The sequence below is a fragment of the Streptomyces albicerus genome, assembly GCF_008905045.1.
GTDB lineage: Bacteria > Actinomycetota > Actinomycetes > Streptomycetales > Streptomycetaceae > Streptomyces > Streptomyces albicerus.
In genome coordinates this window covers 1-26747 of sequence record NZ_VWMY01000057.1, presented here as the reverse complement: position 1 = coordinate 26747, position 26747 = coordinate 1, and the positions used below count along the sequence as shown (strand labels likewise).

Below are 26747 nucleotides of genomic sequence, written 5' to 3'. Positions count from 1 at the left end.
CCTTATGGCTACCACTTCACTTGACCTGGCCAGGGTCCGCAACATCGGGATCATGGCCCACATCGACGCGGGCAAGACGACCACCACCGAGCGGATCCTCTTCTACACCGGCGTCAGCTACAAGATCGGTGAGGTCCACGACGGCGCTGCCACCATGGACTGGATGGAGCAGGAGCAGGAGCGTGGCATCACGATCACCTCTGCTGCGACCACCTGTCACTGGCCGCTCGAGGACAACGACTACACGATCAACATCATCGACACCCCGGGTCACGTCGACTTCACGGTCGAGGTCGAGCGCTCGCTGCGCGTCCTCGACGGTGCCGTCACCGTGTTCGACGGTGTCGCGGGTGTCGAGCCGCAGTCCGAGACGGTGTGGCGTCAGGCCGACCGTTACGGCGTGCCGCGCATCTGCTTCGTGAACAAGCTCGACCGGACCGGCGCGGAGTTCCACCGCTGCGTCGACATGATCTCGGACCGCCTCGGTGCGCAGCCGCTGGTCATGCAGCTTCCGATCGGTGCCGAGGCCGACTTCAAGGGCGTTGTGGACCTGGTCCGCATGAAGGCGCTCGTGTGGTCCGCCGAGGCGGCGAAGGGCGAGATGTACGACACCGTCGACATCCCGGCCACGCACGCCGAGGCTGCCGAGGAGTACCGCGGCAAGCTGATCGAGGCCGTCGCGGAGAACGACGAAGAGATCATGGAGCTGTACCTGGAGGGCGTGGAGCCCACCGAGGAGCAGCTGTACGCCGCGATCCGTCGCATCACCATCGCGTCCGGCAAGTCCAACGACACCACGGTCACCCCGGTGTTCTGTGGCACCGCGTTCAAGAACAAGGGCGTCCAGCCCCTGCTCGACGCGGTCGTGCGCTACCTGCCGACCCCGCTCGACGTCGAGGCCATCGAGGGCCACGACGTGAAGGACCCCGAGCTGGTCGTCAAGCGCAAGCCGTCCGAGGACGAGCCGCTGTCCGCCCTCGCGTTCAAGATCATGAGCGACCCGCACCTGGGTAAGCTCACCTTCGTCCGGGTTTACTCGGGCCGCCTGGAGACCGGCACCGCCGTGCTGAACTCCGTCAAGGGCAAGAAGGAGCGCATCGGCAAGATCTACCGCATGCACGCGAACAAGCGTGAGGAGATCGCGGCGGTGGGCGCCGGCGACATCGTCGCCGTCATGGGCCTGAAGCAGACCACCACCGGTGAGACGCTGAGCGACGAGAAGAACCCGGTCATCCTGGAGTCCATGGACTTCCCGGCGCCGGTCATTCAGGTCGCGATCGAGCCCAAGTCCAAGGGTGACCAGGAGAAGCTGGGTGTCGCCATCCAGCGTCTCGCGGAGGAGGACCCCTCCTTCCAGGTTCACTCGGACGAGGAGACCGGCCAGACCATCATCGGTGGTATGGGTGAGCTGCACCTCGAGGTGCTGGTCGACCGTATGCGCCGTGAGTTCAAGGTCGAGGCCAACGTCGGTAAGCCGCAGGTCGCGTACCGTGAGACGATCCGCAAGGCCGTCGAGCGCGTGGACTACACCCACAAGAAGCAGACCGGTGGTACCGGTCAGTTCGCCAAGGTGCAGATCGCGATCGAGCCCATCGAGGGCAGCGAGGCGTCGTACGAGTTCGTGAACAAGGTGACCGGTGGCCGTATCCCGCGGGAGTACATCCCGTCGGTGGACGCCGGTGCGCAGGAGGCCATGCAGTTCGGCATCCTCGCCGGTTACGAGATGACCGGCGTCCGCGTCACGCTGCTCGACGGTGCCTACCACGAGGTCGACTCCTCCGAGCTGGCGTTCAAGATCGCCGGTTCGCAGGCCTTCAAGGAGGCCGCGCGCAAGGCCAGCCCCGTGCTGCTCGAGCCGATGATGGCCGTCGAGGTCACCACGCCCGAGGACTACATGGGCGACGTCATCGGTGACATCAACTCCCGCCGTGGTCAGATTCAGGCCATGGAGGAGCGTGCCGGTGCCCGCGTCGTGAAGGGCCTGGTTCCGCTGTCGGAGATGTTCGGCTACGTCGGAGACCTCCGCAGCAAGACGTCGGGTCGCGCGAGCTACTCGATGCAGTTCGACTCCTACGCCGAGGTTCCCCGGAACGTCGCCGAGGAGATCATCGCGAAGGCCAAGGGCGAGTAACTCACAGAGTTCAAGCTCAATCGAGTTCACACCTTAGGCTTGACTCCGGAGCCTGCTGGGGCATTCCACCGCAACCGCGGCGGAAGTGCCCCGGGCCCCGGCTATCCAGCAAAGATCACCTGGCGCCGATGAGTAAGGCGTACAGAACCACTCCACAGGAGGACCCCAGTGGCGAAGGCGAAGTTCGAGCGGACTAAGCCGCACGTCAACATCGGCACCATCGGTCACATCGACCACGGTAAGACGACCCTCACGGCCGCCATTACCAAGGTGCTGCATGACGCGTACCCGGACCTGAACGAGGCCTCGGCCTTCGACCAGATCGACAAGGCTCCTGAGGAGCGCCAGCGCGGTATCACCATCTCCATCGCGCACGTCGAGTACCAGACCGAGACGCGTCACTACGCCCACGTCGACTGCCCCGGTCACGCGGACTACATCAAGAACATGATCACGGGTGCGGCGCAGATGGACGGCGCCATTCTCGTTGTCGCCGCCACGGACGGCCCGATGCCGCAGACCAAGGAGCACGTGCTCCTGGCCCGCCAGGTCGGCGTTCCGTACATCGTCGTCGCCCTGAACAAGGCCGACATGGTGGACGACGAGGAGATCCTGGAGCTCGTCGAGCTCGAGGTCCGTGAGCTGCTCTCCGAGTACGAGTTCCCGGGCGACGACCTGCCGGTCGTCAAGGTCTCGGCGCTCAAGGCCCTTGAGGGTGACAAGGAGTGGGGCCAGTCCGTCCTCGACCTGATGAAGGCCGTCGACGAGTCGATCCCGCAGCCCGAGCGTGACGTCGACAAGCCGTTCCTGATGCCGATCGAGGACGTCTTCACGATCACCGGTCGTGGCACCGTCGTCACCGGTCGTATCGAGCGTGGTGTCCTCAAGGTCAACGAGACCGTTGACATCGTGGGCATCAAGCAGGAGAAGACCACCACCACGGTCACCGGCATCGAGATGTTCCGCAAGCTGCTCGACGAGGGTCAGGCCGGTGAGAACGTCGGTCTGCTGCTCCGCGGCATCAAGCGCGAGGACGTCGAGCGCGGCCAGGTCATCATCAAGCCGGGCTCTGTCACCCCGCACACCGAGTTCGAGGCGCAGGCGTACATCCTGTCCAAGGACGAGGGCGGCCGTCACACGCCGTTCTTCAACAACTACCGTCCTCAGTTCTACTTCCGTACGACTGACGTGACCGGTGTTGTGACCCTCCCCGAGGGCACCGAGATGGTCATGCCGGGCGACAACACTGAGATGAAGGTCGAGCTCATCCAGCCCGTCGCCATGGAGGAGGGCCTGAAGTTCGCCATCCGTGAGGGTGGCCGGACCGTGGGCGCCGGCCAGGTCACCAAGATCAACAAGTAAGTCTCACTTACCTGTTGGGCTTGAATGCCTGGTAGCTCCTCGCGAGCTCCTTGAAGGGGCCCGTACGACTTCGGTCGTGCGGGCCCCTTTGCTGTGCGGGTCCCTTTGCCGGGACGGGCCCCTTAGGTGTGTGGCGCGTCGAATTTGCCGTGCGGCCGCGTCGAAATGATTCGTTACGAAACTATTCGACGCCTACGACCCATTCCCCTCAGGGGTCACTCCCTCCACCATTTGTCATGCCGCTGACCAAATTCCAGGTGGAGGGGTGTGCCGTGTCTGGGTCCGTCAGTCGAAGAGCCGTCATCGGGGCTGGTCTTGCCGCGCTTCCGGTGCTGTCGTCCGGGGTCGCGTGGGCGGAGGGTGCGCGTCGGGCCACGGACCCGGGGGCGTACATCTCCTTCTCGCCGAAGGCCGGGGCCTTCTCGCTCGTGGGCGCTCCGGTCGTCGTCAGTGCCGAGGACCACCCCGGGGTCGTACGGGTCGCGGGCGACCTGCGTGACGACATCGAGCGGGTCACGGGTGTGCGGCCGGGGAGTTCGGTGGCGCGGGAGGTCGTCCTGGTGGGGACGATCGGGCGAAGTCCGCTGATCGACGGGCTGGTCGCGGCCGGGAAGCTCGACGTGCGCGGGGTCCGCGGCAAGTGGGAGACCTCCCTGCAGACCGTCGTCGAGCGGCCCATGCCAGGGGTGGAGCGGGCGTTCGTCGTAGCCGGCAGCGATCCGCGCGGCACGATCTTCGGGGCGTACGACGTCTCGTACGGGATCGGGGTCTCGCCCTGGTACTGGTGGGACGATGTGCGGCCGGTGCGGCGGCGCGAGGTGTATGTGCTGCCGGGTCGGTACAGCCAGGGCGCGCCGGTGGTGAAGTACCGCGGGATCTTCATCAACGACGAGAATCCGGCGCTGGGGACGTGGGCGCCCGGGTACTTCGGGCCGGGCAAGGCGCCCGGGCATCCGGGGGGCTTCAACGCGGACTTCTACGCCAAGGTCTTCGAGGTGCTGCTGCGGCTCAAGGCGAACTATCTGTGGCCGGCGGTGTGGGGGCGGGCGTTCGCCGAGGACGATCCTGAGAACCATGCGCGGGCGAAGGCCTATGGGATTGTCATGGGCACGTCTCATGAGGCGCCCATGATGCGGGGCATCGAGGAGTGGAACCGGCATGCGGTGCCGGCCGTGCGCGACAGCGCGGGGAATGTCGTGACTCCGGGCCGGGACCCGTACGGCGGCACGGGGGAGTGGTCGTTCCGGCGCAACTCCGAGGCGATCAAGGCGTATTGGCGCGACGGCATCAAGCGCATGGTGGACCAGGACTTCGAGGGCGTCGTCACGCTCGGGATGCGGGGGAACGGGGACACGAGCCTGCCGGACGGCGACGGCATCGACCTGATGCAGGAGATCATCGCGACGCAGAGATCGATCATCGAGGACGTCACCGGTCGTGAAGCCTCGGAGACCCCGCAGGTATGGACGCTCTACAAGGAGGTCCAGCGGTACTGGGACCGCGGCCTGCGGGCGCCGGACGACGTGACGGTCGTGCTGACCGACGACAACTGGGGGAACATCCGCAAGCATCCGGACCCGGCGGAACCGGTACGAGGCGGCGGGTACGGGCTCTATTACCACTTCGACTACGTGGGCGTCGGCCGCAACTACAAGTGGGTGGACACGACTTCGCTGCCGAACATGTGGGACCAGCTCCACCAGGCGGTCGAGTACGGGAACCGGGAGTTGTGGGTCACGAACGTCGGTGACTTGAAAGGCAATGAGCTGCCTACGGAGTTCTTCCTCAACTACGCCTGGGATCCAGGACGTTGGCCACTGGAGAGCCTGGGGGAGTGGGAACGGCGGTACGCACGGCGGAACTTCGGCGAGGAGCGGGCGACAGCGATCACTTCCGTCCTGGCGACGTACGCGCAGCTCCAGTCGCGCCGCAAGCCCGAGCTGTTGAACCGCAGGATCACGCTGGTGGACGGGAAGGTCGTGTACGACGACCAGGCGACGCCCTTCTATTTCAGTCATCGTGAGCTGGAGCGGGTCACGGAGGAGTGGCGACGGCTGGGGAAGGACGCGGACCGCATCGCCCGGCGGCTGCCGGCCGCGGATCAGGACGCGTGGTTCGAACTGGTCGGGTACGAGGTGGAGGCGACGGCCAACCTGTACGGGCTGCGGGAGGCCGAGTTCACCAACCTGCTGTACGCCAGGCAGGGGCGGGCCGCGACGAATGACCTGGCGGCGGCTGCGGAGGCCGGTCTTGCCCGGGATTTCGCTCTGGCCGAGCGCTTCAACTCCCAGGTGGCGGGCGGCAAATGGCGGGGCTTCCAGACACAGCCGCACATCGGGTACGGGGATGTGGAGCGGTACGGGCCGAACGCGCCGTGGCAGCAGCCGGAGCGGGACAACGTGGCGTTGCCGGACGAGATCTTCCCTGCGGTGAAGCGGATTGAGGTGCCGGCGGGGGCGGAGCTGGGTGTGGCCGTGGATGGGTCGGAGGAGTGGTGGCCGCATTCCTCAGGCGAGGCCGCGCTGCCTGCCTTCAGCCCGTATCAGACGCGGCCCGCGCAGTACATCGAGGTCTTCAACCGGGGCCTGGAGGCTTTCGATTACCGGATCACGCCTTCCGCGCCGTGGCTCGTGGTCGACCGCCCGCGGGGCCGGGTCGAGAAGCAGGTGCGGGTGGTGGTGACGGTGGATTGGGCGAGGGCTCCGCGGGGGCGCACGGAGGCGACGCTGACCGTGGAGGGGGCGGGTTCATCGGTGACGGTCGCGGTGATTGCCGAGCGGCCGTCGGCGCGTGGGCTGCGGGGATTCGTGGAGGCGGGCGGGTACGTCGCTGTCGATGCCGAGCACTTCGCGCGCTCGGTGGGCACGTGGCGGCGTATCGACGGGATCGGCCGAACGGGAGCGGGCATGACGCCATGGCCGGTGACGGCTCCGCGGCGGACGCCTGGCGGATCGTCACCGCGGCTGGAGTACGAGGTGAGCCTGCTCGCGGCCGGCCCGGTGACGGTGTGGGCGTACCTCTCCCCGCGGAATCCGGCGCTGCCGACGGGCGGGCTGAAGTATGGGATCTCGTTCGACGAGGACGCCCCGCAGGTCGTCGACATCCACGCGGTGACGAAGGCCGACGACGGGCTGATGAACGTCGAATGGGCCCGCCATACGTCGGACAACGTCAACCGGACGGCGACGCGGCACACGATCGGGGCCGCCGGTGTGCACCGGCTGAAGTTCTGGATGGTCGATCCGACGGTCGTGGTGCAGCGGCTGGTGATCGATACGGGTGGGTTGGTGCCGACGTATCTGGGCCCGCCGGAGAGTTACCGCACGCATTGACCCGTACGTACTCAGTTGATCCGCATGTACTCATTGGAGGGACCGCACATGAAGTACTTCCGCATGCCCTTGGTCGGGCTGCTGAGCGCGACGCTGCTGGTCACGGGCGTACAGACGGCTGTGGCGGACGAGGCCGCCCCGCAGGCACCCCTCCGGACGCTCGCCGAGCGCGCCGACCTGCGTATCGGCACGGCCGTGGACATGGCGGCCCTGGCCGACGACACGACGTATCGGCGGACGACCGGGCGCGAGTTCAACTCCGTCACTGCCGAGAACGTCATGAAGTGGGAGGTCGTCGAGCCGGCGCGCGGTACGTACGACTGGTCGGGGGCGGATGCGCTGGTGCGCTTCGCGCGCGAGCGGGGGCAGGTGGTTCGCGGCCACACGCTGGTCTGGCACAGCCAGTTGCCCGGGTGGCTGACCTCGGGGGTGGCGGACGGCTCGATCGACGCGGCGGAGTTGCGGGGGATTCTGCGCCGTCACATCACCACGGAGGTCAAGCGGTACAAGGGCAGAATCCAGCAGTGGGACGTGGTGAACGAGGTCTTCGAGGAGGACGGCTCTCTACGGAATTCGATCTGGCTGCAGCAGCTCGGACCGTCGTACATCGCCGACGCCTTCCGCTGGGCCCACGCGGCGGACCCGAAGGCGAAGCTCTTCCTGAACGACTACAACGTGGAAGGGATCAACGCGAAGTCGACGGCGTACTACGAGCTCGCGAAGCGGCTGCGGGCGGAGGGCGTCCCGGTGCAGGGCTTCGGGATTCAGGGTCACCTGGCGATCCAGTACGGCTTCCCGGGAGATGTGCCGGAGAACCTCGCGCGGTTCGCACGCCTGGGCATGCAGACCGCCTTCACGGAGGTGGACGTCCGGATGATCCTCCCCGCGGATGAGGAGAAGCTCGCGACGCAGGCGACGTATTTCCGCGGGCTGCTGGACGCGTGCCTGGGGACGCGGAGCTGCAAGTCCTTCACCGTGTGGGGGTTCACGGACAAGTACTCGTGGGTGCCCGGGGTCTTTGAGGGACAGGGGGCGGCGACGTTGACGGGGGAGGACTTCGGGCGGAAGCCGGCGTACGGGGCTGTGCGGGAGGGGCTGGCGGAGGGGCGTTGAACGATGAGCCGGAACGGGGTCGTCCCGGAGGCGCGAACACGCTCGTTCCGCCAAATCCGTGAGAACGCCGGACAGGCTCTGGTGCCGGCCCCGCCGGGCGCGTTGGCCGCCGGCTCGGCGCCGATGCGCTCACCGAGTCACTGCATGTTCTGCACGTGCGGATGGTCGTACGAGGTCGTGCACACGTACAGCTGCAGGTTGTAGCCGCGGCCGATGGTCAGCCGGGTGGCGCAGGCCGGGCCGAGGAAGTGCAGGCCCGTGTAGTCCGCGTCCTCGACCGGACGCCAGCTTCCGCTGCCGCCGTCCCACTCGGTGCCGTCGAGGGTGAGCAGCGGGCGTACGTCCGAACCGCACTCGGGGCAGGCCATGGGGAACGGATCGCTGAAGCTCCAGGGCGCGTGGCCCCCGAGCTTGCAGCCGGGGGCGACGCTGAGGTCGTACTGGTAGTCCACGGTGGTGACGTCGTCCAGCTCGTCCGGGTTCTGCTCCTCCTCCCAGGCCTCGATCCGCTCGGCCAGCTCTTCCGGCAGCTCGTGCGGGGCCGGGTACTCGGTGACCGTCTCCGGGTGCAGCACGCAGGGCTCGGGGAGGTAGCCGTCGTTGCCGATCACCGACGGCTGTGGGGCGGCGGCGAGAGGGTCGATGACGTCGGCGGAGGTCCGCCGGCGCAGCTCGACCGCGGGGAGGTAGTCCTCGTCGTGGTCGAAGGCGCACCACAGCACTTGGAGCAGGTCGGTACCGGCCGGGCGGGGCAGCGCGGGGACGTCGGAGGCGTACAACTGGGCCACGGGGATCAGCGGGACCGGGCCGTCCTGCGGTATCCGCGTCGCGCCGGAGGCGGAGCCACGGTCGACGATCACGCGTTCCTCCGGGGTGAGGAGTTCGGCGCCCTCGGCGCGCGGCCGGGCCCAAGCCTCGCTGAGGATGCGCCGTCCCAGCCGCACGTCACCGGGGGCGACGCCGCGGTGCCAGGGACCGTCGTGATCCGGGCAGGTGGGCCACGGCTCCGCGGCCGGCCACAGCAGGGGGCCGCCGATCGAACTGTCCGCGGCGGTGGGCTTCCCCGCGCGTGGGTGCAGCCGGACGGCGGCACGGGCCAGGGGCGCCAACTCGGGGAAGAGGGCGGTGACATCGGCGGGCCGGGACGGGGTGGTGCGGGGCATGGGGAGAGGCTATGTGCTGGACGAACCCCTGGGTGTTCGTCAGGATCGTCGGAGCCGAGCGGGCTGCCCTCGCGGACAGAGGAAACGTGGGCCGAAGAGGGAGGCCGGGCAACACCATGACCGACGAGCTGCTGAGTCTCACCTCGTTCTGCCCACCCGAGGCGGAGGCTCCGGCACGCCGGGACCGTGGTCCTCGGGGTGTGGGCCGCGCACCAGTTCCGGAGAGCCATCTACGGCTGTCGCACGCGTACGGCGCAGGCTGTTTCGACGAGTTCCTGTGGGTCTTCGCCGGCAGCTCCGAGAACGAGTACCTCGACATCGAGGCGGCCACGGCGCAGACCCAGTCGGTCTTGCGAAGCAAGCAGATCCCCGAAGTCCGTTACGCCCTGCGGGAGTTCGAGATGGTCCCGGAGAGACTCATCCAGTGGGGAGTGACCGACAACGCCGACGTACTGCTGTGGATCCCGGCCGGGGACCCCGAGGACTGGCCGACCGTCGTACTCCAGGCAGGCCAGTTGGATTTCGTCGTCGCGCGCCGCAGCTCGACCGGTCTGGTGCTCGACCTTATGACGCGGGCCCTCCGCATTCCGTTCTTCCCGGACGACTTTCCCAGCAGCCGCCCCCGCTTCTCGGCGAAGCCGTGGGGAGGGGGAGACCGAGGGCATGCCCATACCTGAGGAACTGCTTGCGCGTTCGGTCTTCGCGTCGCTCGGGGGCGTCGTGGAGATCGGTGCGGTGAACTCCACCGGCACCTGGAAGCTCGCCGACGTTTCGGTGAGTGATTTCCTGGCGCGCAGACGACAGGATCTGGGGCGCCTGATGGACGGCATTCAGGCGGTCTGCCGGTTCGGCGCCCCGGCCATGGCGATCGCCGACGAACTGGGGTATCTGCGCGAGCACGAGGTGACTGTGGAGTTCCTGCTGCTGTGGTCGGCGGGCCTCACGGGGGTCCCGGAGCCGTTCGAAGAGCTTGCGGAACCGCCTGTGGTGCGGCGCATGTGCCGCATGGGAGCGGATCTTCAACTGACTCAATTCCTCCAGGCGTTGATCACCGCCGCCATCTGCGCCGACGTGGAGGAACGCGCCGGAGCGGCCCACATCGCCGAGATCCTCGGCATCGCATCCGACCTGGCGGACCCCTCGGACCGCAGCTCTCCGGAAACGGCCTTCCGCATGTGGCGAGTGGCCCACCTGCCGGACATCCTCCGCCCGAATTCCACCGCCCCGCAGAGCGGCCGGGCCGCCTTCCGCGCGTACGACCGCGAACTGGAGAAGGTGCTCACGCCGGCTTGAGATCGAAGACGCGCCCGGCGTCCACGGCTTCGTCGGCCTCCCGTCGTACGACCCCGACGGGACGATCAACGATCCAGACGCTCCGCCTGTGCCTGTGCCTGCCTCTCTGCCCGAGGTCGGGGATCCCGTCGAGGGTGTCGTCGCGATGCTTGTCGACCGCGACAGGCAGATCCGGGTCCGGGCCGGGGCTCCGTTCCGGGAGTCCTGATCCCTCGGCGCCCCCTTTAGGGTCGCCGCATGGCGTGGGACGAGGCGGAGTACTCCGAGTATCTGCAGGCCGAGCGGCGTCGTTATGCGTGGGTGATGCGGCGGCACGGCGGGCTGATGCCGGCGGAGGCATGGGCGGCGGCCTTGAAGTGCTACCCGTACGAGGCGGGCGATGCGCCGTACCGCGGGCTCGTCTTTCATGACGAGGCGTGGCACTGGGCGATGCTGAGGATTCACGGAGATCGGTACACGGTGGAGCGCCCCGAGCTGGCAGAGCCGTCAGCCGAGTACATGGATCTTGGGTAAGGCGTCGCGGGCTCTTGGCACCCTGGCCCGGACTGAGGGGATGCCCTGCGGTGAGGGGGCGCGCGGCCCCCAGGGCGAGCCCTTGTTTGACCCCCGTCACCCCCGGGGTATTCTCTCCGGCTCGATTGGCCAGCGTCACGCCCCGTATGGCAGACTGTCGGGGTTGCTCGGTTGAGTGCCGATGCTGCGCGCCTCCCGCCGGGAGGACCGGAAGCGAGTCCCACAGTACTCGTCGCTCCAACTGCCGTAAGGCAGCGCTGGGGCGGACGTACGGGAATCTTCCGGGAAGTGTCAGCGGGGTGCCGACCAGGCGCCCGGTGGCCACGCATAAGCAATTGAATGCAGTCGGCCCCCGGTCCAGCGGTCGCCTTCGGGCAGGGCCGCGTCCCTCGCAGGGAAAATCCACTCGTGGATATTTCTGTCAGTGAGGACGCGACACGCCCGACCGCGTGGGTCGGAGGTGAGGACACGGATCCCCGGGTTCCAGAGCGTTAAACGAGACTAAGGACTACTGAGTAGCCATGGCGGGACAGAAGATCCGCATCCGGCTCAAGGCCTACGACCACGAGGTCATCGACAGCTCGGCGAAGAAGATCGTCGAGACGGTGACCCGCACTGGTGCGTCGGTCGCGGGCCCGGTGCCGCTGCCCACTGAGAAGAACGTGTACTGCGTCATCAAGTCGCCGCACAAGTACAAGGACTCGCGCGAGCACTTCGAGATGCGCACGCACAAGCGCCTGATCGACATCCTCGACCCGACGCCCAAGACCGTTGACTCTCTGATGCGACTCGACCTCCCGGCCGGTGTCGACATCGAGATCAAGCTCTAAGGGCCGGTGATCTGAGAATGGCTAAGCAGATCAAGGGCATCCTGGGCGAGAAGCTCGGCATGACGCAGGTGTGGGACGAGAACAACCGTGTTGTTCCGGTCACCGTCGTCAAGGCCGGCCCGAACGTCGTCACCCAGGTCCGTACGAATGACTCCGACGGCTACGAGTCGGTCCAGATCGCCTTCGGCGAGATCGACCCGCGCAAGGTGAACAAGCCCCTCAAGGGCCACTTCGCCAAGGCCGACGTCACCCCCCGCCGCCACCTCGTCGAGATCCGTACCGCTGACGCCAGCGAGTACACCCTCGGCCAGGAGATCACCGCTGAGACCTTCGAGTCCGGCGTCAAGGTGGACGTGACCGGCACCAGCAAGGGCAAGGGCTTCGCCGGTGTCATGAAGCGTCACAACTTCAAGGGCCTCGGCGCCGGTCACGGCACCCAGCGCAAGCACCGCTCTCCCGGCTCCATCGGTGGCTGCGCCACCCCGGGCCGTGTGTTCAAAGGCCTCCGCATGGCGGGTCGCATGGGCAACGAGCGGGTCACCACCCAGAACCTGACCGTCCACGCCGTTGACGCGGAGAAGGGTCTGCTGCTCATCAAGGGCGCGGTTCCCGGTCCGAACGGCGGCCTCGTCCTGGTCCGCACCGCGGCCAAGGGGGCCTGAGGTAACGATGAGCACTGTTGACATCCTTTCGCCGGCAGGCGACAAGACCGGGACGGTCGAACTCCCCGCGGAGATCTTCGACGTCGAGAAGATCAGCATTCCGCTGATCCACCAGGTCGTCGTCGCCCAGCTGGCCGCTGCCCGTCAGGGCACGCACAAGACCAAGACCCGTGGCGAGGTTCGCGGTGGCGGCAAGAAGCCGTACCGCCAGAAGGGCACCGGCCGCGCCCGTCAGGGCTCGACCCGCGCGCCCCAGTTCGCCGGCGGTGGCGTCGTGCACGGCCCCGTGCCGCGTGACTACTCGCAGCGGACCCCGAAGAAGATGAAGGCCGCGGCCCTGCGCCACGCCCTCACCGACCGGGCCCGCAACGACCGCATCCACGTCGTCACCGGCGTGGTCGAGGGCGAGGCGCCGTCCACGAAGGCCGCGAAGAGCCTGCTCGGCAAGATCTCGGAGCGCAAGAACCTGCTCCTGGTGATCGACCGCGCCGACGAGGCCTCGCTGCTCTCCGCCCGCAACCTGCCCCAGGTCCACATCCTGGAGCCGGGCCAGCTGAACACGTACGACGTTCTCGTCTCGGACGACGTGGTCTTCACCCAGGCCGCTTTCGAGTCCTTCGTGTCTGGCCCCAAGGCCGCTGACACCGAAGGGAGCGAAGCCTGATGGCTACGCGTCACCCGAGCATTGCCTCGAAGGCCGCCAAGGCCGCCAAGGCCGCGCGCGTCGCCAAGGCGAAGCGCCACGCCACCGAGGGCAAGAACACCGTCGAGACCCCGCTGAGCAAGTCCTTCACGGACCCCCGTGACGTGCTCCTCAAGCCGGTCGTCTCGGAGAAGAGCTACGCGCTCCTCGACGAGGGCAAGTACACCTTCGTCGTGGACCCGCGGGCCAACAAGACGCAGATCAAGGAGGCCGTCCAGGCGGTCTTCTCGGTCAAGGTCACCGGGGTCAACACGATCAACCGTCAGGGCAAGCGCAAGCGCACCCGCACCGGCTTCGGCAAGCGTGCGGACAGCAAGCGCGCGATCGTGACCCTCGCTGAGGGCGACCGTATCGACATCTTCGGCCAGGCCTCCTAACGGAGCGCCCTGGTCCGAATATCGGACGAGGACTGAGAAATGGGAATCCGCAAGTACAAGCCGACTACGCCGGGCCGTCGTGGCTCCAGCGTCGCCGACTTCGTCGAGGTCACGCGGTCCACGCCGGAGAAGTCGCTGGTTCGCCCGCTGCACAGCAAGGGCGGCCGTAACAATTCCGGTCGTGTGACCGTGCGCCACCAGGGTGGTGGCCACAAGCGCGCCTACCGCGTGATCGACTTCCGTCGTCACGACAAGGACGGCGTGCCGGCGAAGGTCGCGCACATCGAGTACGACCCCAACCGCACCGCACGCATCGCGCTGCTGCACTACGCCGACGGCGAGAAGCGCTACATCCTCGCCCCGCGCAACCTGTCGCAGGGCGACCGCGTCGAGAACGGTCCCGGGGCCGACATCAAGCCGGGCAACAACCTGGCCCTCCGCAACATCCCGGTCGGTACCACGATCCACGCGATCGAGCTCCGTCCTGGTGGCGGTGCCAAATTCGCCCGCTCCGCCGGTGCCTCCGTGCAGCTGCTCGCGAAGGAGGGCCAGATGGCCCACCTGCGCATGCCGTCCGGAGAGATCCGCCTGGTCGACGTGCGCTGCCGCGCCACCGTCGGTGAGGTCGGCAACGCCGAGCAGTCGAACATCAACTGGGGCAAGGCCGGCCGCAAGCGCTGGCTGGGCGTCCGCCCGACCGTTCGCGGTGTGGCGATGAACCCGGTTGACCACCCGCACGGTGGTGGTGAGGGCAAGACCTCCGGTGGTCGCCACCCGGTCTCGCCGTGGGGTCAGAAGGAGGGTCGTACTCGTTCGCCGAAGAAGGCTTCGAACAAGTACATCGTCCGCCGCCGCAAGACGAACAAGAAGCGCTAGGAGCGGGTTTAGATGCCGCGCAGTCTCAAGAAGGGGCCCTTCGTCGACGACCACCTGATCAAGAAGGTGGACGTACAGAACGAAGCCGGCACCAAGAACGTCATCAAGACCTGGTCCCGTCGCTCGATGATCATCCCGGCCATGCTCGGCCACACGATCGCGGTGCACAACGGCAAGACCCACATTCCGGTGTTTGTCACCGAGTCGATGGTCGGCCACAAGCTCGGCGAGTTCTCGCCGACGCGCACCTTCCGGGGTCACGTCAAGGACGACCGGAAGTCGAAGCGCCGCTAACGCGGGGTGGAATGACCATGACAGACACTGGAAGGACAACCATGGAAGCCAGGGCCCAGGCGCGGTACATCCGCGTTACGCCCATGAAGGCCCGCCGCGTGGTGGACCTTATCCGTGGCATGGACGCCACGGAGGCTCAGGCGGTCCTGCGTTTCGCCCCGCAGGCCGCGAGCGTGCCGGTCGGCAAGGTGCTTGACAGCGCCATCGCCAACGCCGCACACAACTACGACCACACCGACGCCGACAGCCTCGTCATCACCGAGGCGTACGTCGACGAGGGTCCGACCCTGAAGCGGTTCCGGCCGCGTGCCCAGGGCCGCGCCTACCGGATCCGCAAGCGGACCAGCCACATCACCGTGGTCGTCAGCAGCAAGGAAGGAACCCGGTAATGGGCCAGAAGGTTAACCCGCATGGGTTCCGGCTCGGCATCACCACGGACTTCAAGTCCCGTTGGTACGCCGACAAGCTGTACAAGGACTACGTCAAGGAAGACGTCGCCATCCGTCGGATGATGACGTCCGGCATGGAGCGCGCCGGCATCTCGAAGGTTGAGATCGAGCGCACCCGTGACCGCGTGCGGGTGGACATCCACACCGCGCGTCCCGGCATCGTCATCGGCCGCCGTGGCGCCGAGGCCGACCGCATCCGCGGCGACCTCGAGAAGCTCACGGGCAAGCAGGTCCAGCTGAACATCCTCGAGGTCAAGAGCCCCGAGACCGACGCTCAGCTGGTTGCTCAGGCCGTTGCGGAGCAGCTGTCCTCCCGCGTCTCCTTCCGCCGCGCCATGCGTAAGAGCATGCAGGGCACAATGAAGGCCGGCGCCAAGGGCATCAAGATCCAGTGTGGTGGCCGTCTCGGCGGCGCCGAGATGTCCCGCTCGGAGTTCTACCGCGAGGGCCGCGTGCCCCTGCACACGCTCCGCGCGAACGTCGACTACGGCTTCTTCGAGGCCAAGACGACCTTCGGCCGCATCGGTGTGAAGGTCTGGATCTACAAGGGCGACGTCAAGAACATCGCCGAGGTCCGCGCCGAGAACGCCGCTGCCCGTGCGGGTAACCGCCCGGCCCGCGGTGGCGGCGCTGGCGACCGCCCGGCCCGTGGTGGTCGTGGTGGCGAGCGTGGCGGCCGCGGCCGCAAGCCGCAGCAGCAGTCCGCGCCGGCTGCCGAGGCCCCCAAGGCCGAGGCTCCCGCCGCCGCTGCCGCTCCGGCTGAGAGCACCGGAACGGAGGCCTGACCGAAATGCTGATCCCTCGTAGGGTCAAGCACCGCAAGCAGCACCACCCCAAGCGCCGCGGTCAGGCCAAGGGTGGTACGACGGTCGCGTTCGGCGAGTACGGCATTCAGGCCCTCACGCCGGCGTACGTGACGAACCGCCAGATCGAGGCGGCTCGTATCGCGATGACCCGCCACATCAAGCGTGGCGGCAAGGTCTGGATCAACATCTACCCGGACCGCCCGCTGACCAAGAAGCCCGCCGAGACCCGCATGGGTTCCGGTAAGGGTTCCCCCGAGTGGTGGGTCGCGAACGTGCACCCGGGCCGGGTCATGTTCGAGCTGTCCTACCCGAACGAGAAGACTGCGCGTGAAGCTCTGACTCGGGCGGCCCACAAGCTGCCGATGAAGTGCCGGATCGTCAAGCGCGAGGCAGGTGAAGCGTGATGTCGGCCGGTACCAAGGCGTCAGAGCTGCGCGAGCTGGGCAACGAGGAGCTTCTCGCGAAGCTTCGCGAGGCCAAGGAAGAGCTGTTCAACCTCCGCTTCCAGGCGGCGACCGGTCAGCTCGAGAACCACGGTCGGCTGAAGGCCGTCCGCAAGGACATCGCGCGGATCTACACCCTGATGCGTGAGCGCGAGCTGGGCATCGAAACGGTGGAGAGCGCCTGATGAGCGAGAGCAATGTGACTGAAGAGACGAAGGCCGAGCGCGGCTTCCGCAAGACCCGTGAGGGTCTGGTCGTCAGCGACAAGATGGACAAGACCGTCGTCGTCGCTGTCGAGGACCGCGTCAAGCACGCGCTGTACGGCAAGGTCATCCGCCGTACGAACAAGCTCAAGGCCCACGACGAGCAGAACGCCGCGGGCGTCGGCGACCGTGTCCTCATCATGGAGACCCGGCCGCTGTCCGCGACGAAGCGCTGGCGCATCGTCGAGATTCTCGAGAAGGCGAAGTAATCAAGCGGGGGCTCCGCCCCCGCTGCCCTCCGCTGGGGGCTCCACCGTGAGGTGTGCAGCCCCCGGCAGAGGTGTTCTGCCCCAAGAGGCCAAGTAATTCCTGCGGGAGCAACCCGCAGGACGGTTCCGCCAGGCTCGCAGGATGACCCGAAAGGGACCCCTGCGGGAACCGGCAGACAATCAGGAGATAGACGTGATCCAGCAGGAGTCGCGACTGCGTGTCGCCGACAACACTGGTGCGAAGGAGATCCTTTGCATCCGTGTGCTCGGTGGCTCCGGTCGCCGCTACGCGGGCATCGGTGACGTCATCGTCGCCACCGTCAAGGACGCGATCCCCGGTGGCAACGTGAAGAAGGGTGACGTCGTCAAGGCGGTCATCGTTCGCACCGTCAAGGAGCGCCGCCGTCCGGACGGCTCGTACATCCGCTTCGACGAGAACGCCGCTGTCATTCTGAAGAACGACGGCGACCCTCGCGGCACCCGTATCTTCGGCCCCGTCGGCCGTGAGCTGCGCGAGAAGAAGTTCATGAAGATCATCTCGCTCGCGCCGGAGGTGCTGTAAGCATGAAGATCAAGAAGGGCGACCTGGTCCAGGTCATCACCGGTAAGGACAAGGGCAAGCAGGGCAAGGTCATTGCCGCTTACCCGCGCGACGAGCGCGTCCTGGTCGAGGGTGTCAACCGGGTCAAGAAGCACACTAAGGCCGGTCCCACCGCTCGCGGTTCGCAGGCCGGTGGCATCGTCACGACCGAGGCCCCGATCCACATCTCCAACGTCCAGCTGGTCGTGGAGAAGGACGGCAACAAGGTCGTCACGCGTGTCGGTTACCGCTTCGACGACGAGGGCAACAAGATCCGCGTTGCCAAGCGGACGGGTGAGGACATCTGATGGCTACCACCACCACTCCGCGTCTCAAGACGAAGTACCGCGAGGAGATCGCGGGCAAGCTGCAGGAAGAGTTCTCGTACGAGAACGTCATGCAGATCCCCGGCCTGGTCAAGATCGTGGTCAACATGGGTGTCGGCGACGCCGCCCGTGACTCGAAGCTCATGGACGGTGCCGTCCGTGACCTGACCACCATCACCGGTCAGAAGCCGGCCATCACCAAGGCCCGGAAGTCCATCGCGCAGTTCAAGCTGCGCGAGGGTCAGCCGATCGGTGCTCACGTCACGCTCCGTGGCGACCGCATGTGGGAGTTCCTGGACCGCACCCTGTCGCTCGCGCTCCCGCGCATCCGCGACTTCCGTGGTCTGTCCCCCAAGCAGTTCGACGGCCGTGGCAACTACACCTTCGGTCTCACGGAGCAGGTCATGTTCCACGAGATCGACCAGGACAAGATCGACCGCGTCCGGGGTATGGACATCACCGTGGTCACCACGGCGACCAACGACGCCGAGGGCCGCGCGCTCCTCCGTCACCTCGGCTTCCCCTTCAAGGAGGCGTAAGCGAGATGGCGAAGAAGGCTCTGATTGCCAAGGCTGCTCGTAAGCCCAAGTTCGGTGTACGTGGCTACACGCGCTGCCAGCGCTGTGGTCGTCCGCACTCCGTGTACCGCAAGTTCGGCCTCTGCCGCGTGTGCCTTCGTGAGATGGCTCACCGTGGCGAGCTGCCGGGCGTGACCAAGAGCTCCTGGTAGTCCCGTACTTCGGGATTCCGGAAGCTCTCGGTAAGTAAAGGGCTCGGTCAGGTGCCCTGCTCTCCATGGCTTAGGCTAGGAGGGTTGGGCGCCTGACGCCCGTACGACTTACTACGCCGTAGGTCCCCGCACCGCACCCGTCCCGCCACCGAGTGGGGAGAGGGATGGCGCATACAGGAAACCCCGGCGAGAGAGGCCGAAGGCCAATTCATGACCATGACTGATCCGATCGCAGACATGCTTACGCGTCTGCGTAACGCGAACTCGGCGTACCACGACTCCGTGGCGATGCCGCACAGCAAGATCAAGTCGCACATCGCGGAGATCCTCCAGCAGGAGGGCTTCATCACGGGCTGGAAGGTCGAGGACGCCGAGGTCGGCAAGAACCTCGTTCTCGAGCTGAAGTTCGGCCCGAACCGTGAGCGCTCCATCGCGGGCATCAAGCGGATCTCCAAGCCCGGACTCCGGGTGTACGCGAAGTCCACCAACCTGCCCAAGGTGCTCGGCGGCCTCGGCGTGGCGATCATCTCCACGTCCCACGGGCTCCTCACCGACAAGCAGGCCGGCAAGAAGGGCGTAGGCGGAGAAGTTCTCGCCTACGTCTGGTAGCGGAAGGGAACGGAGGAAACAGCTATGTCGCGTATTGGCAAGCTCCCCATCACGGTTCCCGCCGGCGTGGACGTCACCATCGACGGCCGTACGGTCCAGGTGAAGGGCCCCAAGGGCTCCCTCTCCCACACCATTGCGGCACCGATCGAGATCGCTAAGGGCGAGGACGGCATTCTCAATGTCACCCGCCCGAACGACGAGCGTCAGAACAAGGCCCTGCACGGCCTGTCCCGCACGCTGGTGGCGAACATGATCACCGGCGTGACCCAGGGTTACGTGAAGAAGCTCGAGATCAGCGGTGTCGGTTACCGAGTCCTGGCGAAGGGTTCCAACCTGGAGTTCTCGCTCGGCTACAGCCACCCGATCCTGGTCGAGGCCCCCGAGGGCATCACCTTCAAGGTGGAAGCCCCCACCCGATTCTCGGTCGAGGGCATCGACAAGCAGAAGGTCGGCGAGGTTGCGGCCAACATCCGCAAGCTGCGCAAGCCCGACCCGTACAAGGCCAAGGGCGTCAAGTACGAGGGCGAAGTCATCCGCCGCAAGGTCGGAAAGGCGGGTAAGTAAGCCATGGCATACGGTACGAAGATCGCTAAGGGCGACGCTTACAAGCGTGCTGCCATCAAGCGGCGCCACACCCGGATCCGTAAGAAGGTCAACGGAACGGCTGAGCGCCCCCGCCTGGTCGTGACGCGCTCGAACCGCCACATCGTGGCCCAGGTCATCGACGACATCAAGGGTCACACCCTGGCGTCGGCGTCGACCCTGGACGCGTCGATCCGTGGCGAGGGCGAGAAGTCCGCGCAGGCCGGCAAGGTCGGCGCCCTGGTCGCCGAGCGCGCCAAGGCCGCGGGCGTCGAGGCTGTCGTATTCGACCGTGGTGGCAACCAGTACGCCGGGCGCATCGCTGCCCTGGCGGACGCCGCCCGCGAGGCCGGACTCAAGTTCTGAGTCCTGGTTCCGTAGCTAGCGGAAACAGAGAGAGGTAATTCCAATGGCTGGACCCCAGCGCCGCGGTGGCGGTGCCGGTGGCGGCGAGCGGCGGGACCGGAAGGGCCGTGACGGCGGCGCAGCTGCCGCCGAGAAGACCGCGTACGTTGAGCGCGTCGTCGCGATCAACCGCGTCGCCAAGGTTGTGAAGGGTGGTCGTCGCTTCAGCTTCACCGCGCTGGTCGTGGTGGGCGACGGTGACGGCACCGTGGGTGTCGGTTACGGCAAGGCCAAGGAGGTGCCGGCCGCCATCGCCAAGGGTGTTGAGGAGGCCAAGAAGCACTTCTTCAAGGTCCCCCGTATCCAGGGCACCATCCCGCACCCGATCACGGGCGAGAAGGCCGCGGGCGTCGTCCTGCTCAAGCCTGCTTCCCCCGGTACCGGCGTTATCGCCGGTGGCCCGGTGCGTGCCGTGCTCGAGTGCGCCGGTGTGCACGACATCCTGTCGAAGTCGCTCGGCTCGTCGAACGCGATCAACATCGTGCACGCGACCGTGGCGGCCCTGAAGGGCCTGCAGCGTCCCGAGGAGATCGCGGCCCGCCGCGGTCTGCCCCTCGAGGACGTCGCTCCCGCGGCTCTGCTGCGTGCGCGTGCCGGGGCTGGTGCTGCGTAATGGCACAGCTCAAGATCACGCAGAAGAAGTCGTACATCGGCAGCAAGCAGAACCACCGCGACACCCTGCGTTCGCTTGGCCTCAAGCGGGTCAACGACGTGGTCGTCAAGGAGGACCGCCCCGAGTTCCGCGGAATGGTGCACACCGTCCGCCACCTCGTGACGGTTGAGGAGGTCGACTGATCATGGCGGAGAACAACCCGCTCAAGATCCACAACCTCCGTCCCGCCCCGGGCGCCAAGACCGCCAAGACCCGTGTCGGTCGTGGTGAGGCGTCGAAGGGTAAGACGGCCGGTCGTGGTACCAAGGGTACGAAGGCCCGTTACCAGGTTCCGGAGCGCTTCGAGGGCGGGCAGATGCCCCTCCACATGCGTCTCCCGAAGCTGAAGGGCTTCAAGAACCCGTTCAAGACCGAGTACCAGGTCGTGAACCTCGACAAGCTGGGCGCGCTGTACCCGGAGGGTGGCGAGGTCACCGTCGAGGGGCTCGTCGCCAAGGGTGCCGTTCGCAAGAACAGCCTCGTCAAGGTCCTCGGCCAGGGCGAGATCTCCGTGGCGCTGCAGGTGACGGTCGATGCCGTCTCCGGCTCCGCCAAGGAGAAGATCACCGCCGCCGGCGGTACCGTCACCGAGCTCGTCTGAATTCAGCAGGCGCCTCGATGACTTGAGCGATCCCGACCGGGGATGCCCCACAAATGGGGCATCCCCGGTTGGTCGTTCCTCGGGGAGCGGTGTCGCCGGTAAGGTGGCCTGCACTGCTCATTTTCGTCCGGTGTGCCTCCTGGGAACTCCGGGCGGCCTCTGACTGTTAGTTAGCTGTCCGTTACTTATTCGTCGAACCTCAAGACCGTCACCTCTGACGCACTTGCGCGGGGGTCGCAGGAGGCACCGTGCTCACCGCGTTCGCCCGGGCGTTCAAGACGCCCGACCTGCGCAAGAAGCTGCTCTTCACGCTCGGCATCATCGTGATCTATCGGGTGGGTACGCACATCCCGATCCCCGGTGTCGACTACAAGAACGTCCAGACCTGCATCGACAACGCGAGCCAGAACCAAGGCCTGTTCGGCCTGGTCAACATGTTCAGTGGTGGCGCGCTGCTGCAGATCACGATCTTCGCGCTGGGCATCATGCCGTACATCACGGCGAGCATCATTCTGCAGCTGCTGACCGTGGTGATCCCGCGCCTCGAGGCCCTCAAGAAGGAGGGCCAGGCCGGTACGGCGAAGATCACGCAGTACACCCGTTACCTCACGGTGGCGCTCGCCATCCTTCAGGGCACCGGCCTGGTGGCCACCGCCCGCAGCGGCGCGCTGTTCCAGAGCTGCCCGGTCGCCAGCGAGATCGTCCCCGACCAGTCGATCTTCGTCACCGTCACGATGGTCATCACCATGACCGCCGGTACGGCCACCGTCATGTGGCTCGGTGAGCTCATCACCGACCGCGGCATCGGCAACGGCATGTCGATCCTGATGTTCATCTCGATCGCCGCCACCTTCCCGTCGGCGCTGTGGGCCATCAAGCAGCAGGGTGACCTCGCGGACGGCTGGATCGAGTTCTTCACCGTGATCGCGGTCGGCCTGTTCATGGTCGGCCTGGTGGTCTTCGTCGAGCAGGCTCAGCGCCGTATCCCGGTCCAGTACGCGAAGCGGATGATCGGCCGCCGGTCCTACGGCGGCACGTCGACGTACATTCCGCTGAAGGTCAACCAGGCGGGCATCATCCCTGTGATCTTTGCCTCGTCGCTGCTCTACATCCCGGCGCTGATCGCGCAGTTCGCCGGTGGCACCTCCGGCTGGAAGACCTGGATCGAGAAGAATCTCGCGGATACGGCAGCGACGCCGCACATCATCCTCTACTTCTTCCTCATCGTTTTCTTCGCGTTCTTCTACGTGGCGATCTCGTTCAACCCCGAGGAAGTCGCGGACAACATGAAGAAGTATGGTGGCTTCATCCCGGGCATCCGGGCTGGCCGACCGACCGCTGAGTACCTGGGATACGTACTCAACCGGATCACCTGGCCGGGTTCGCTGTACTTGGGTCTGATCGCTCTTGTGCCGACGATGGCGTTGGCGGGCTTCGGCGCCAACCAGAACTTCCCGTTCGGTGGCACCAGCATCCTGATCATCGTGGGTGTCGGTCTGGAGACCGTGAAGCAGATCGAGAGCCAGCTCCAGCAGCGCAATTACGAAGGGTTCCTCCGCTGATGCGTATCGTCCTCGTCGGGCCGCCCGGTGCGGGCAAGGGAACGCAGGCCGCGTTCCTTGCCAAGAACCTGTCGATCCCGCACATCTCCACGGGCGATCTCTTCCGTGCGAACATCAGCCAGCAGACGGAACTCGGCAAACTGGCCAAGTCCTACATGGACGAGGGCAACCTCGTGCCGGACGAGGTCACGATCGCCATGGCCCGGGACCGCATGGAGAAGCCGGACGCCGAGAACGGCTTCCTGCTCGACGGCTTCCCGCGGAACGTCTCGCAGGCCGAGGCGCTCGACCAGGCGCTGAAGGCCGACGGTGTGGAGCTGGACGCGGTGCTCGACCTGGAGGTCCCCGAGGACGAGGTGGTCAAGCGCATCGCCGGCCGCCGCATCTGCCGCAACGACTCGAGCCACGTCTTCCACGTGACGTACAGCAAGCCGGAGAAGGAAGGCGTCTGCGACGCCTGCGCCGGCGAGCTGTACCAGCGTGACGACGACTCCGAGGAGACCGTCCGCAAGCGCCTGGAGGTCTACCACACGCAGACCGAGCCGATCATCGACTACTACCGGGCCCAGGGCCTGGTCGTGACGATCTCGGCGCTCGGCAAGGTGGACGAGGTCACCAAGCGCGCGATGGACGCCCTCAAGCGCAGGGAAGAGAACGACGACGAGGCCGACGACGACAAGTAGTCGTCGTCCTGGTTGGTCTGGCCGGTCCGGCCGCGGTGCCCCTGGCGGGCGTCGCGGCCGTACTGTTGTGTACGTAATCGACTAGGCAGAGAAGACGGAGAGCGCGGGCCCTCATGGTGCAGATCAAGACCCCCGAGCAGATCGCCAAGATGCGTGAGGCGGGCCTTGTCGTCGCCGCCGTCCACAAGGCGACGCGGGAAGCGGCGGTGCCGGGGGCTACGACACGTGATCTCGACCAGGTCGCGCGCAAGGTGCTCGACGAGCACGGGGCGAAGTCGAACTTCCTGGGGTACGGGGGGTTCCCGGCGACGATCTGTACCTCCGCGAACGAGGTCGTCGTGCATGGGATCCCGAGCGATGACGTGGTCCTGAAGGACGGCGACATCATCTCGATCGACGCGGGGGCGATCGTTGACGGGTGGCATGGGGATGCCGCGTACACGGCGTTCGTCGGGTCCGGTCACGCTCCGGAGCTGATCGAGCTCTCCCGGGTCACCGAGGAGTCGATGTGGGCCGGGATCGCTGCGATGAAGCTGGGGAACCGGCTGGTCGACGTCTCCCGGGCCATCGAGACGTACATCCGGCGGCAGCCGAAGCCCGGCGGCGGCAAGTACGGGATCATCGAGGACTACGGCGGGCATGGCATCGGGACCGAGATGCACATGGATCCGCATCTTCTGAACTATGTGGAGCGGCGGCGGGGGAAGGGGCCGAAGCTGGTGCCCGGCTTCTGTCTCGCCATTGAGCCGATGGTGTCCTTGGGCACGCCGAAGACCGAGGTTCTCTCGGACGACTGGACCGTCATCACGACGGACGGTACGTGGTCTTCCCACTGGGAGCACTCTGTCGCGTTGACGGAGGAGGGGCCGCTGGTACTTACGGCTCCTGATGGTGGTAAGGCGAAGCTGGCCGAGTACGGGATCAGTGCGGCTCCTGATCCGTTGGGCTGAGGTCTTGCCCGGCTGCGGGCTCGTGGGGGCTGATCGCGCCCCGCGGCGGAACCGCAGATCTCACGGCCCGCGCCCAAAGGGGCGCCCGTGCCGAGCCCAGTTCCAGGCGACCCCTGCAAGCCCGCGGCTTAGAGATCTTCCTTGCGGGGCAGACTCTCTCGATTCGTGTTTCCGAGAGGCCTGACGTAGACTGACTCGTCGGCTCTCGTGCATCCGCATGTCTGCATGCGGTAAGTGCGGGGTCGATCAAGGTAGTCGATTCGAAGGGCGAAGCGTGGCCAAGAAGCAAGGTGCCATCGAGATCGAAGGCACTGTCGTCGAGTCTCTCCCGAACGCCATGTTCAAGGTGGAGCTCCAGAACGGCCACCAGGTCCTGGCACACATCAGCGGCAAGATGCGTATGCACTACATCCGCATCCTCCCTGACGACCGGGTCGTGGTGGAGCTGTCTCCGTACGACCTGACGCGTGGCCGGATCGTCTACCGATACAAGTAGATCTTGCCTGTGCCCCGCTTCCGCGGGGTGGTGGCACTGACCCGGAGAACCTCACCTAATGAAGGTCAAGCCGAGCGTCAAGAAGATCTGCGACAAGTGCAGGGTGATCCGCCGTCACGGCCGGGTCATGGTCATCTGCGAAAACCCGCGCCACAAGCAGCGCCAGGGCTGACGCACGACCGAACCTTCTGCACCCGCAGAACTTCGCGCGACGCAAGTAGTACATGTTCATACGCAGAGCCCAGGACCGAGTCTCATGTGGATCATCGGACCTGATACCCCCGGTCGGAGGCCGGGGACCCGGTTCGTACCGAATCTTCGAGAAGCGGAGATGACGGCGGGCGGGATGCGGTTCTGCGGAAGACCTCCGAACGACAACTGGAGCCATTGAATGGCACGCGTTTCCGGTGTTGACATCCCGCGCGAAAAGCGCGTGGAGGTTGCCCTCACCTACGTGTTCGGCATCGGCCGGACCCTCTCGCAGAAGACGCTGGCCGAGACCGGCGTCAACCCGAACACCCGCGTTCGTGACCTCTCCGAGGAGGAGCTGGTCAAGATCCGCGAGTACGTGGACAACAACATCAAGACCGAGGGTGACCTCCGTCGTGAGGTTCAGGCCGACATCCGCCGCAAGGTCGAGATCGGCTGCTACCAGGGTCTGCGTCACCGTCGTGGCCTGCCCGTCCACGGTCAGCGCACCAGCACGAACGCTCGTACCCGCAAGGGCCCGCGTCGCGCCATCGCCGGCAAGAAGAAGCCGGGCAAGAAGTAGTCCTCAGCGGACAACGCTTCATCAGCGGTCTTCGCTGTAGGACCGACCACCTCCCCGTAGGAGTAATAGATGCCCCCCAAGGGTCGTCAGGGCGCTGCCAAGAAGGTGCGCCGCAAGGAAAAGAAGAACGTCGCTCACGGGCACGCGCACATCAAGAGCACGTTCAACAACACGATCGTCTCGATCACGGACCCCTCGGGCAACGTGATCTCCTGGGCCTCCGCCGGCCACGTCGGCTTCAAGGGCTCGCGCAAGTCCACCCCCTTCGCCGCGCAGATGGCCGCCGAGTCGGCCGCCCGCCGCGCGCAGGAGCACGGCATGCGCAAGGTGGATGTGTTCGTCAAGGGTCCGGGCTCCGGCCGTGAGACCGCGATCCGCTCCCTCCAGGCCACTGGCCTCGAGGTCGGCTCGATCCAGGACGTCACGCCCACCCCGCACAATGGCTGCCGTCCGCCGAAGCGTCGTCGCGTCTGACGACGCACGGTTGTCTTGAGGATTCGGGCGGTATGGCTCCGTAAAAGGGCCGTATCGCCCGTACCCTTGCAGTACCCGCGCTGTGAAACGCGCGGTTCCGTCGGGCGTCAAATAGCGGGCGTCCACGAAAGAAGGATCTGATCCACACATGCTGATCGCTCAGCGTCCCTCGTTGACCGAAGAGGTCGTCGACGAGTTCCGCTCCCGGTTCGTGATCGAGCCGCTGGAGCCGGGCTTCGGCTACACCCTCGGCAACTCCCTCCGCCGCACCCTCCTGTCGTCGATCCCCGGTGCCGCTGTCACCAGCATCCGCATCGACGGCGTTCTGCACGAGTTCACCACCGTGCCGGGCGTCAAGGAGGACGTCACCGACCTGATCCTCAACATCAAGCAGCTCGTCGTCTCGTCCGAGCACGACGAGCCCGTCGTGATGTACCTGCGCAAGCAGGGCCCGGGTCTGGTCACCGCCGCCGACATCGCGCCGCCGGCCGGTGTCGAGGTGCACA

General features: G+C 66.5%; 36 protein-coding genes and 1 pseudogene. 36 read left to right on the top strand and 1 reads right to left on the bottom strand.

Annotation, left to right across the window (positions count from 1 at the left end):
• Positions 1–4: 4 nt before the first annotated feature.
• The 4 genes from fusA (at position 5) to GAS53_RS39820 (ending at position 7938) form a co-directional block, all read left to right on the top strand.
• Entirely contained in the window at positions 5–2131 is a 2127-nt protein-coding gene (fusA, locus tag GAS53_RS39835) for an elongation factor G (RefSeq protein ID WP_151482643.1), read from the top strand.
• 168 nt (positions 2132–2299) lie between these two features.
• Positions 2300–3493 (top strand): elongation factor Tu, encoded by a 1194-nt coding sequence (gene tuf, locus GAS53_RS39830; protein WP_151482642.1) that lies wholly within the window; start codon positions 2300–2302, stop codon positions 3491–3493.
• A gap of 236 nt (positions 3494–3729) precedes the next feature.
• Positions 3730–6825, top strand: coding sequence for a glycosyl hydrolase 115 family protein (locus tag GAS53_RS39825; RefSeq protein WP_151482641.1), 3096 nt, complete (start codon positions 3730–3732; stop codon positions 6823–6825).
• Positions 6826–6873: 48 nt separating this feature from the next.
• Complete coding sequence (locus tag GAS53_RS39820; protein WP_151482640.1) at positions 6874–7938, top strand: endo-1,4-beta-xylanase; 1065 nt, start codon at positions 6874–6876, stop codon at positions 7936–7938.
• A gap of 137 nt (positions 7939–8075) precedes the next feature.
• Here GAS53_RS39820 and GAS53_RS39815 read toward each other — a convergent pair whose 3' ends face one another.
• Positions 8076–9101, bottom strand: a complete 1026-nt coding sequence (locus GAS53_RS39815; protein WP_151482639.1) for a DUF1963 domain-containing protein — start codon at positions 9099–9101, stop codon at positions 8076–8078.
• A 116-nt stretch (positions 9102–9217) separates the two neighbouring features.
• Here GAS53_RS39815 and GAS53_RS39810 point away from each other — a divergent pair, with 116 nt between their 5' ends.
• The 32 genes and pseudogenes from GAS53_RS39810 to GAS53_RS39650 form a co-directional block, all read left to right on the top strand.
• On the top strand, positions 9218–9778 hold the full coding sequence (locus tag GAS53_RS39810; protein WP_151482638.1) for a hypothetical protein: 561 nt from the start codon (positions 9218–9220) through the stop codon (positions 9776–9778).
• A complete protein-coding gene (locus GAS53_RS39805; RefSeq protein WP_151482637.1) occupies positions 9765–10394 on the top strand; it encodes a hypothetical protein in 630 nt (209 codons plus the stop codon). Before GAS53_RS39810 ends, GAS53_RS39805 begins: the two co-directional genes overlap by 14 nt.
• Positions 10395–10631: 237 nt before the next feature.
• On the top strand, positions 10632–10907 hold the full coding sequence (locus GAS53_RS39800; protein ID WP_151482636.1) for a hypothetical protein: 276 nt from the start codon (positions 10632–10634) through the stop codon (positions 10905–10907).
• Between the two features lie 521 nt (positions 10908–11428).
• A complete protein-coding gene (gene rpsJ, locus GAS53_RS39795; RefSeq protein ID WP_003948644.1) occupies positions 11429–11737 on the top strand; it encodes a 30S ribosomal protein S10 in 309 nt (102 codons plus the stop codon).
• 17 nt (positions 11738–11754) lie between these two features.
• Positions 11755–12399 carry a 50S ribosomal protein L3 gene (gene rplC / locus GAS53_RS39790; RefSeq protein WP_151482635.1) on the top strand — a complete coding sequence of 215 codons (645 nt, stop codon included), beginning with the start codon at positions 11755–11757 and terminating at the stop codon, positions 12397–12399.
• A gap of 7 nt (positions 12400–12406) precedes the next feature.
• Positions 12407–13063, top strand: a complete 657-nt coding sequence (gene rplD, locus GAS53_RS39785) for a 50S ribosomal protein L4 (RefSeq protein ID WP_151482634.1) — start codon at positions 12407–12409, stop codon at positions 13061–13063.
• Positions 13063–13479 carry a 50S ribosomal protein L23 gene (gene rplW / locus GAS53_RS39780; protein WP_151482633.1) on the top strand — a complete coding sequence of 139 codons (417 nt, stop codon included), beginning with the start codon at positions 13063–13065 and terminating at the stop codon, positions 13477–13479. The genes rplD and rplW overlap by 1 nt, the downstream gene beginning before the upstream one ends.
• Positions 13480–13518: 39 nt before the next feature.
• On the top strand, positions 13519–14355 hold the full coding sequence (rplB, locus tag GAS53_RS39775) for a 50S ribosomal protein L2 (protein WP_055614926.1): 837 nt from the start codon (positions 13519–13521) through the stop codon (positions 14353–14355).
• Positions 14356–14367: 12 nt separating this feature from the next.
• The gene (rpsS, locus tag GAS53_RS39770; protein WP_005481224.1) at positions 14368–14649 is read left to right on the top strand and encodes a 30S ribosomal protein S19; all 282 of its coding nucleotides are present in this window, start codon (positions 14368–14370) and stop codon (positions 14647–14649) included.
• A gap of 41 nt (positions 14650–14690) precedes the next feature.
• Positions 14691–15038, top strand: coding sequence for a 50S ribosomal protein L22 (rplV, locus tag GAS53_RS39765; protein ID WP_093777432.1), 348 nt, complete (start codon positions 14691–14693; stop codon positions 15036–15038).
• Positions 15038–15883 carry a 30S ribosomal protein S3 gene (rpsC, locus tag GAS53_RS39760; protein ID WP_151482632.1) on the top strand — a complete coding sequence of 282 codons (846 nt, stop codon included), beginning with the start codon at positions 15038–15040 and terminating at the stop codon, positions 15881–15883. The genes rplV and rpsC overlap by 1 nt, the downstream gene beginning before the upstream one ends.
• A 5-nt stretch (positions 15884–15888) precedes the next feature.
• Positions 15889–16308 carry a 50S ribosomal protein L16 gene (gene rplP, locus GAS53_RS39755; protein WP_151482631.1) on the top strand — a complete coding sequence of 140 codons (420 nt, stop codon included), beginning with the start codon at positions 15889–15891 and terminating at the stop codon, positions 16306–16308.
• The gene (gene rpmC / locus GAS53_RS39750) at positions 16308–16532 is read left to right on the top strand and encodes a 50S ribosomal protein L29 (RefSeq protein WP_003974259.1); all 225 of its coding nucleotides are present in this window, start codon (positions 16308–16310) and stop codon (positions 16530–16532) included. The genes rplP and rpmC overlap by 1 nt, the downstream gene beginning before the upstream one ends.
• Positions 16532–16819 (top strand): 30S ribosomal protein S17, encoded by a 288-nt coding sequence (gene rpsQ, locus GAS53_RS39745; protein WP_151482630.1) that lies wholly within the window; start codon positions 16532–16534, stop codon positions 16817–16819. The genes rpmC and rpsQ overlap by 1 nt, the downstream gene beginning before the upstream one ends.
• A gap of 193 nt (positions 16820–17012) precedes the next feature.
• Positions 17013–17381 carry a 50S ribosomal protein L14 gene (rplN, locus tag GAS53_RS39740; RefSeq protein WP_003998823.1) on the top strand — a complete coding sequence of 123 codons (369 nt, stop codon included), beginning with the start codon at positions 17013–17015 and terminating at the stop codon, positions 17379–17381.
• A gap of 2 nt (positions 17382–17383) precedes the next feature.
• Entirely contained in the window at positions 17384–17707 is a 324-nt protein-coding gene (gene rplX, locus GAS53_RS39735) for a 50S ribosomal protein L24 (protein WP_151482629.1), read from the top strand.
• Positions 17707–18264, top strand: coding sequence for a 50S ribosomal protein L5 (gene rplE, locus GAS53_RS39730; protein WP_151482628.1), 558 nt, complete (start codon positions 17707–17709; stop codon positions 18262–18264). The genes rplX and rplE overlap by 1 nt, the downstream gene beginning before the upstream one ends.
• Positions 18265–18269: 5 nt before the next feature.
• Positions 18270–18455 (top strand): type Z 30S ribosomal protein S14, encoded by a 186-nt coding sequence (locus GAS53_RS39725; protein ID WP_003948630.1) that lies wholly within the window; start codon positions 18270–18272, stop codon positions 18453–18455.
• 210 nt (positions 18456–18665) lie between these two features.
• Positions 18666–19064 (top strand): 30S ribosomal protein S8, encoded by a 399-nt coding sequence (gene rpsH, locus GAS53_RS39715; RefSeq protein WP_004984520.1) that lies wholly within the window; start codon positions 18666–18668, stop codon positions 19062–19064.
• A gap of 24 nt (positions 19065–19088) precedes the next feature.
• Positions 19089–19628: a 50S ribosomal protein L6 gene (gene rplF / locus GAS53_RS39710; RefSeq protein WP_151482626.1), complete on the top strand. Its 540-nt coding sequence runs from the start codon at positions 19089–19091 to the stop codon at positions 19626–19628.
• 3 nt (positions 19629–19631) lie between these two features.
• Complete coding sequence (gene rplR / locus GAS53_RS39705) at positions 19632–20012, top strand: 50S ribosomal protein L18 (RefSeq protein ID WP_151482625.1); 381 nt, start codon at positions 19632–19634, stop codon at positions 20010–20012.
• A gap of 43 nt (positions 20013–20055) precedes the next feature.
• A complete protein-coding gene (gene rpsE, locus GAS53_RS39700) occupies positions 20056–20664 on the top strand; it encodes a 30S ribosomal protein S5 (protein WP_007384078.1) in 609 nt (202 codons plus the stop codon).
• The gene (gene rpmD, locus GAS53_RS39695; protein ID WP_151482624.1) at positions 20664–20846 is read left to right on the top strand and encodes a 50S ribosomal protein L30; all 183 of its coding nucleotides are present in this window, start codon (positions 20664–20666) and stop codon (positions 20844–20846) included. The genes rpsE and rpmD overlap by 1 nt, the downstream gene beginning before the upstream one ends.
• Before the next feature lie 2 nt (positions 20847–20848).
• Complete coding sequence (rplO, locus tag GAS53_RS39690; RefSeq protein WP_030671797.1) at positions 20849–21304, top strand: 50S ribosomal protein L15; 456 nt, start codon at positions 20849–20851, stop codon at positions 21302–21304.
• A 248-nt stretch (positions 21305–21552) separates the two neighbouring features.
• Positions 21553–22866: a preprotein translocase subunit SecY gene (gene secY / locus GAS53_RS39685; protein ID WP_151482623.1), complete on the top strand. Its 1314-nt coding sequence runs from the start codon at positions 21553–21555 to the stop codon at positions 22864–22866.
• Positions 22866–23549: an adenylate kinase gene (locus GAS53_RS39680; protein ID WP_151482622.1), complete on the top strand. Its 684-nt coding sequence runs from the start codon at positions 22866–22868 to the stop codon at positions 23547–23549. Before secY ends, GAS53_RS39680 begins: the two co-directional genes overlap by 1 nt.
• Before the next feature lie 113 nt (positions 23550–23662).
• Complete coding sequence (gene map, locus GAS53_RS39675) at positions 23663–24499, top strand: type I methionyl aminopeptidase (protein ID WP_151482621.1); 837 nt, start codon at positions 23663–23665, stop codon at positions 24497–24499.
• A 274-nt stretch (positions 24500–24773) separates the two neighbouring features.
• Entirely contained in the window at positions 24774–24995 is a 222-nt protein-coding gene (gene infA / locus GAS53_RS39670; RefSeq protein ID WP_003948620.1) for a translation initiation factor IF-1, read from the top strand.
• 58 nt (positions 24996–25053) lie between these two features.
• Positions 25054–25167, top strand: coding sequence for a 50S ribosomal protein L36 (gene rpmJ, locus GAS53_RS39665; protein WP_003998809.1), 114 nt, complete (start codon positions 25054–25056; stop codon positions 25165–25167).
• Between the two features lie 219 nt (positions 25168–25386).
• On the top strand, positions 25387–25767 hold the full coding sequence (gene rpsM, locus GAS53_RS39660) for a 30S ribosomal protein S13 (protein WP_119102568.1): 381 nt from the start codon (positions 25387–25389) through the stop codon (positions 25765–25767).
• Between the two features lie 69 nt (positions 25768–25836).
• A complete protein-coding gene (gene rpsK / locus GAS53_RS39655; protein WP_003956432.1) occupies positions 25837–26241 on the top strand; it encodes a 30S ribosomal protein S11 in 405 nt (134 codons plus the stop codon).
• 148 nt (positions 26242–26389) lie between these two features.
• Positions 26390–26747 (top strand): annotated as a pseudogene (locus tag GAS53_RS39650) (DNA-directed RNA polymerase subunit alpha); the annotation flags it as partial.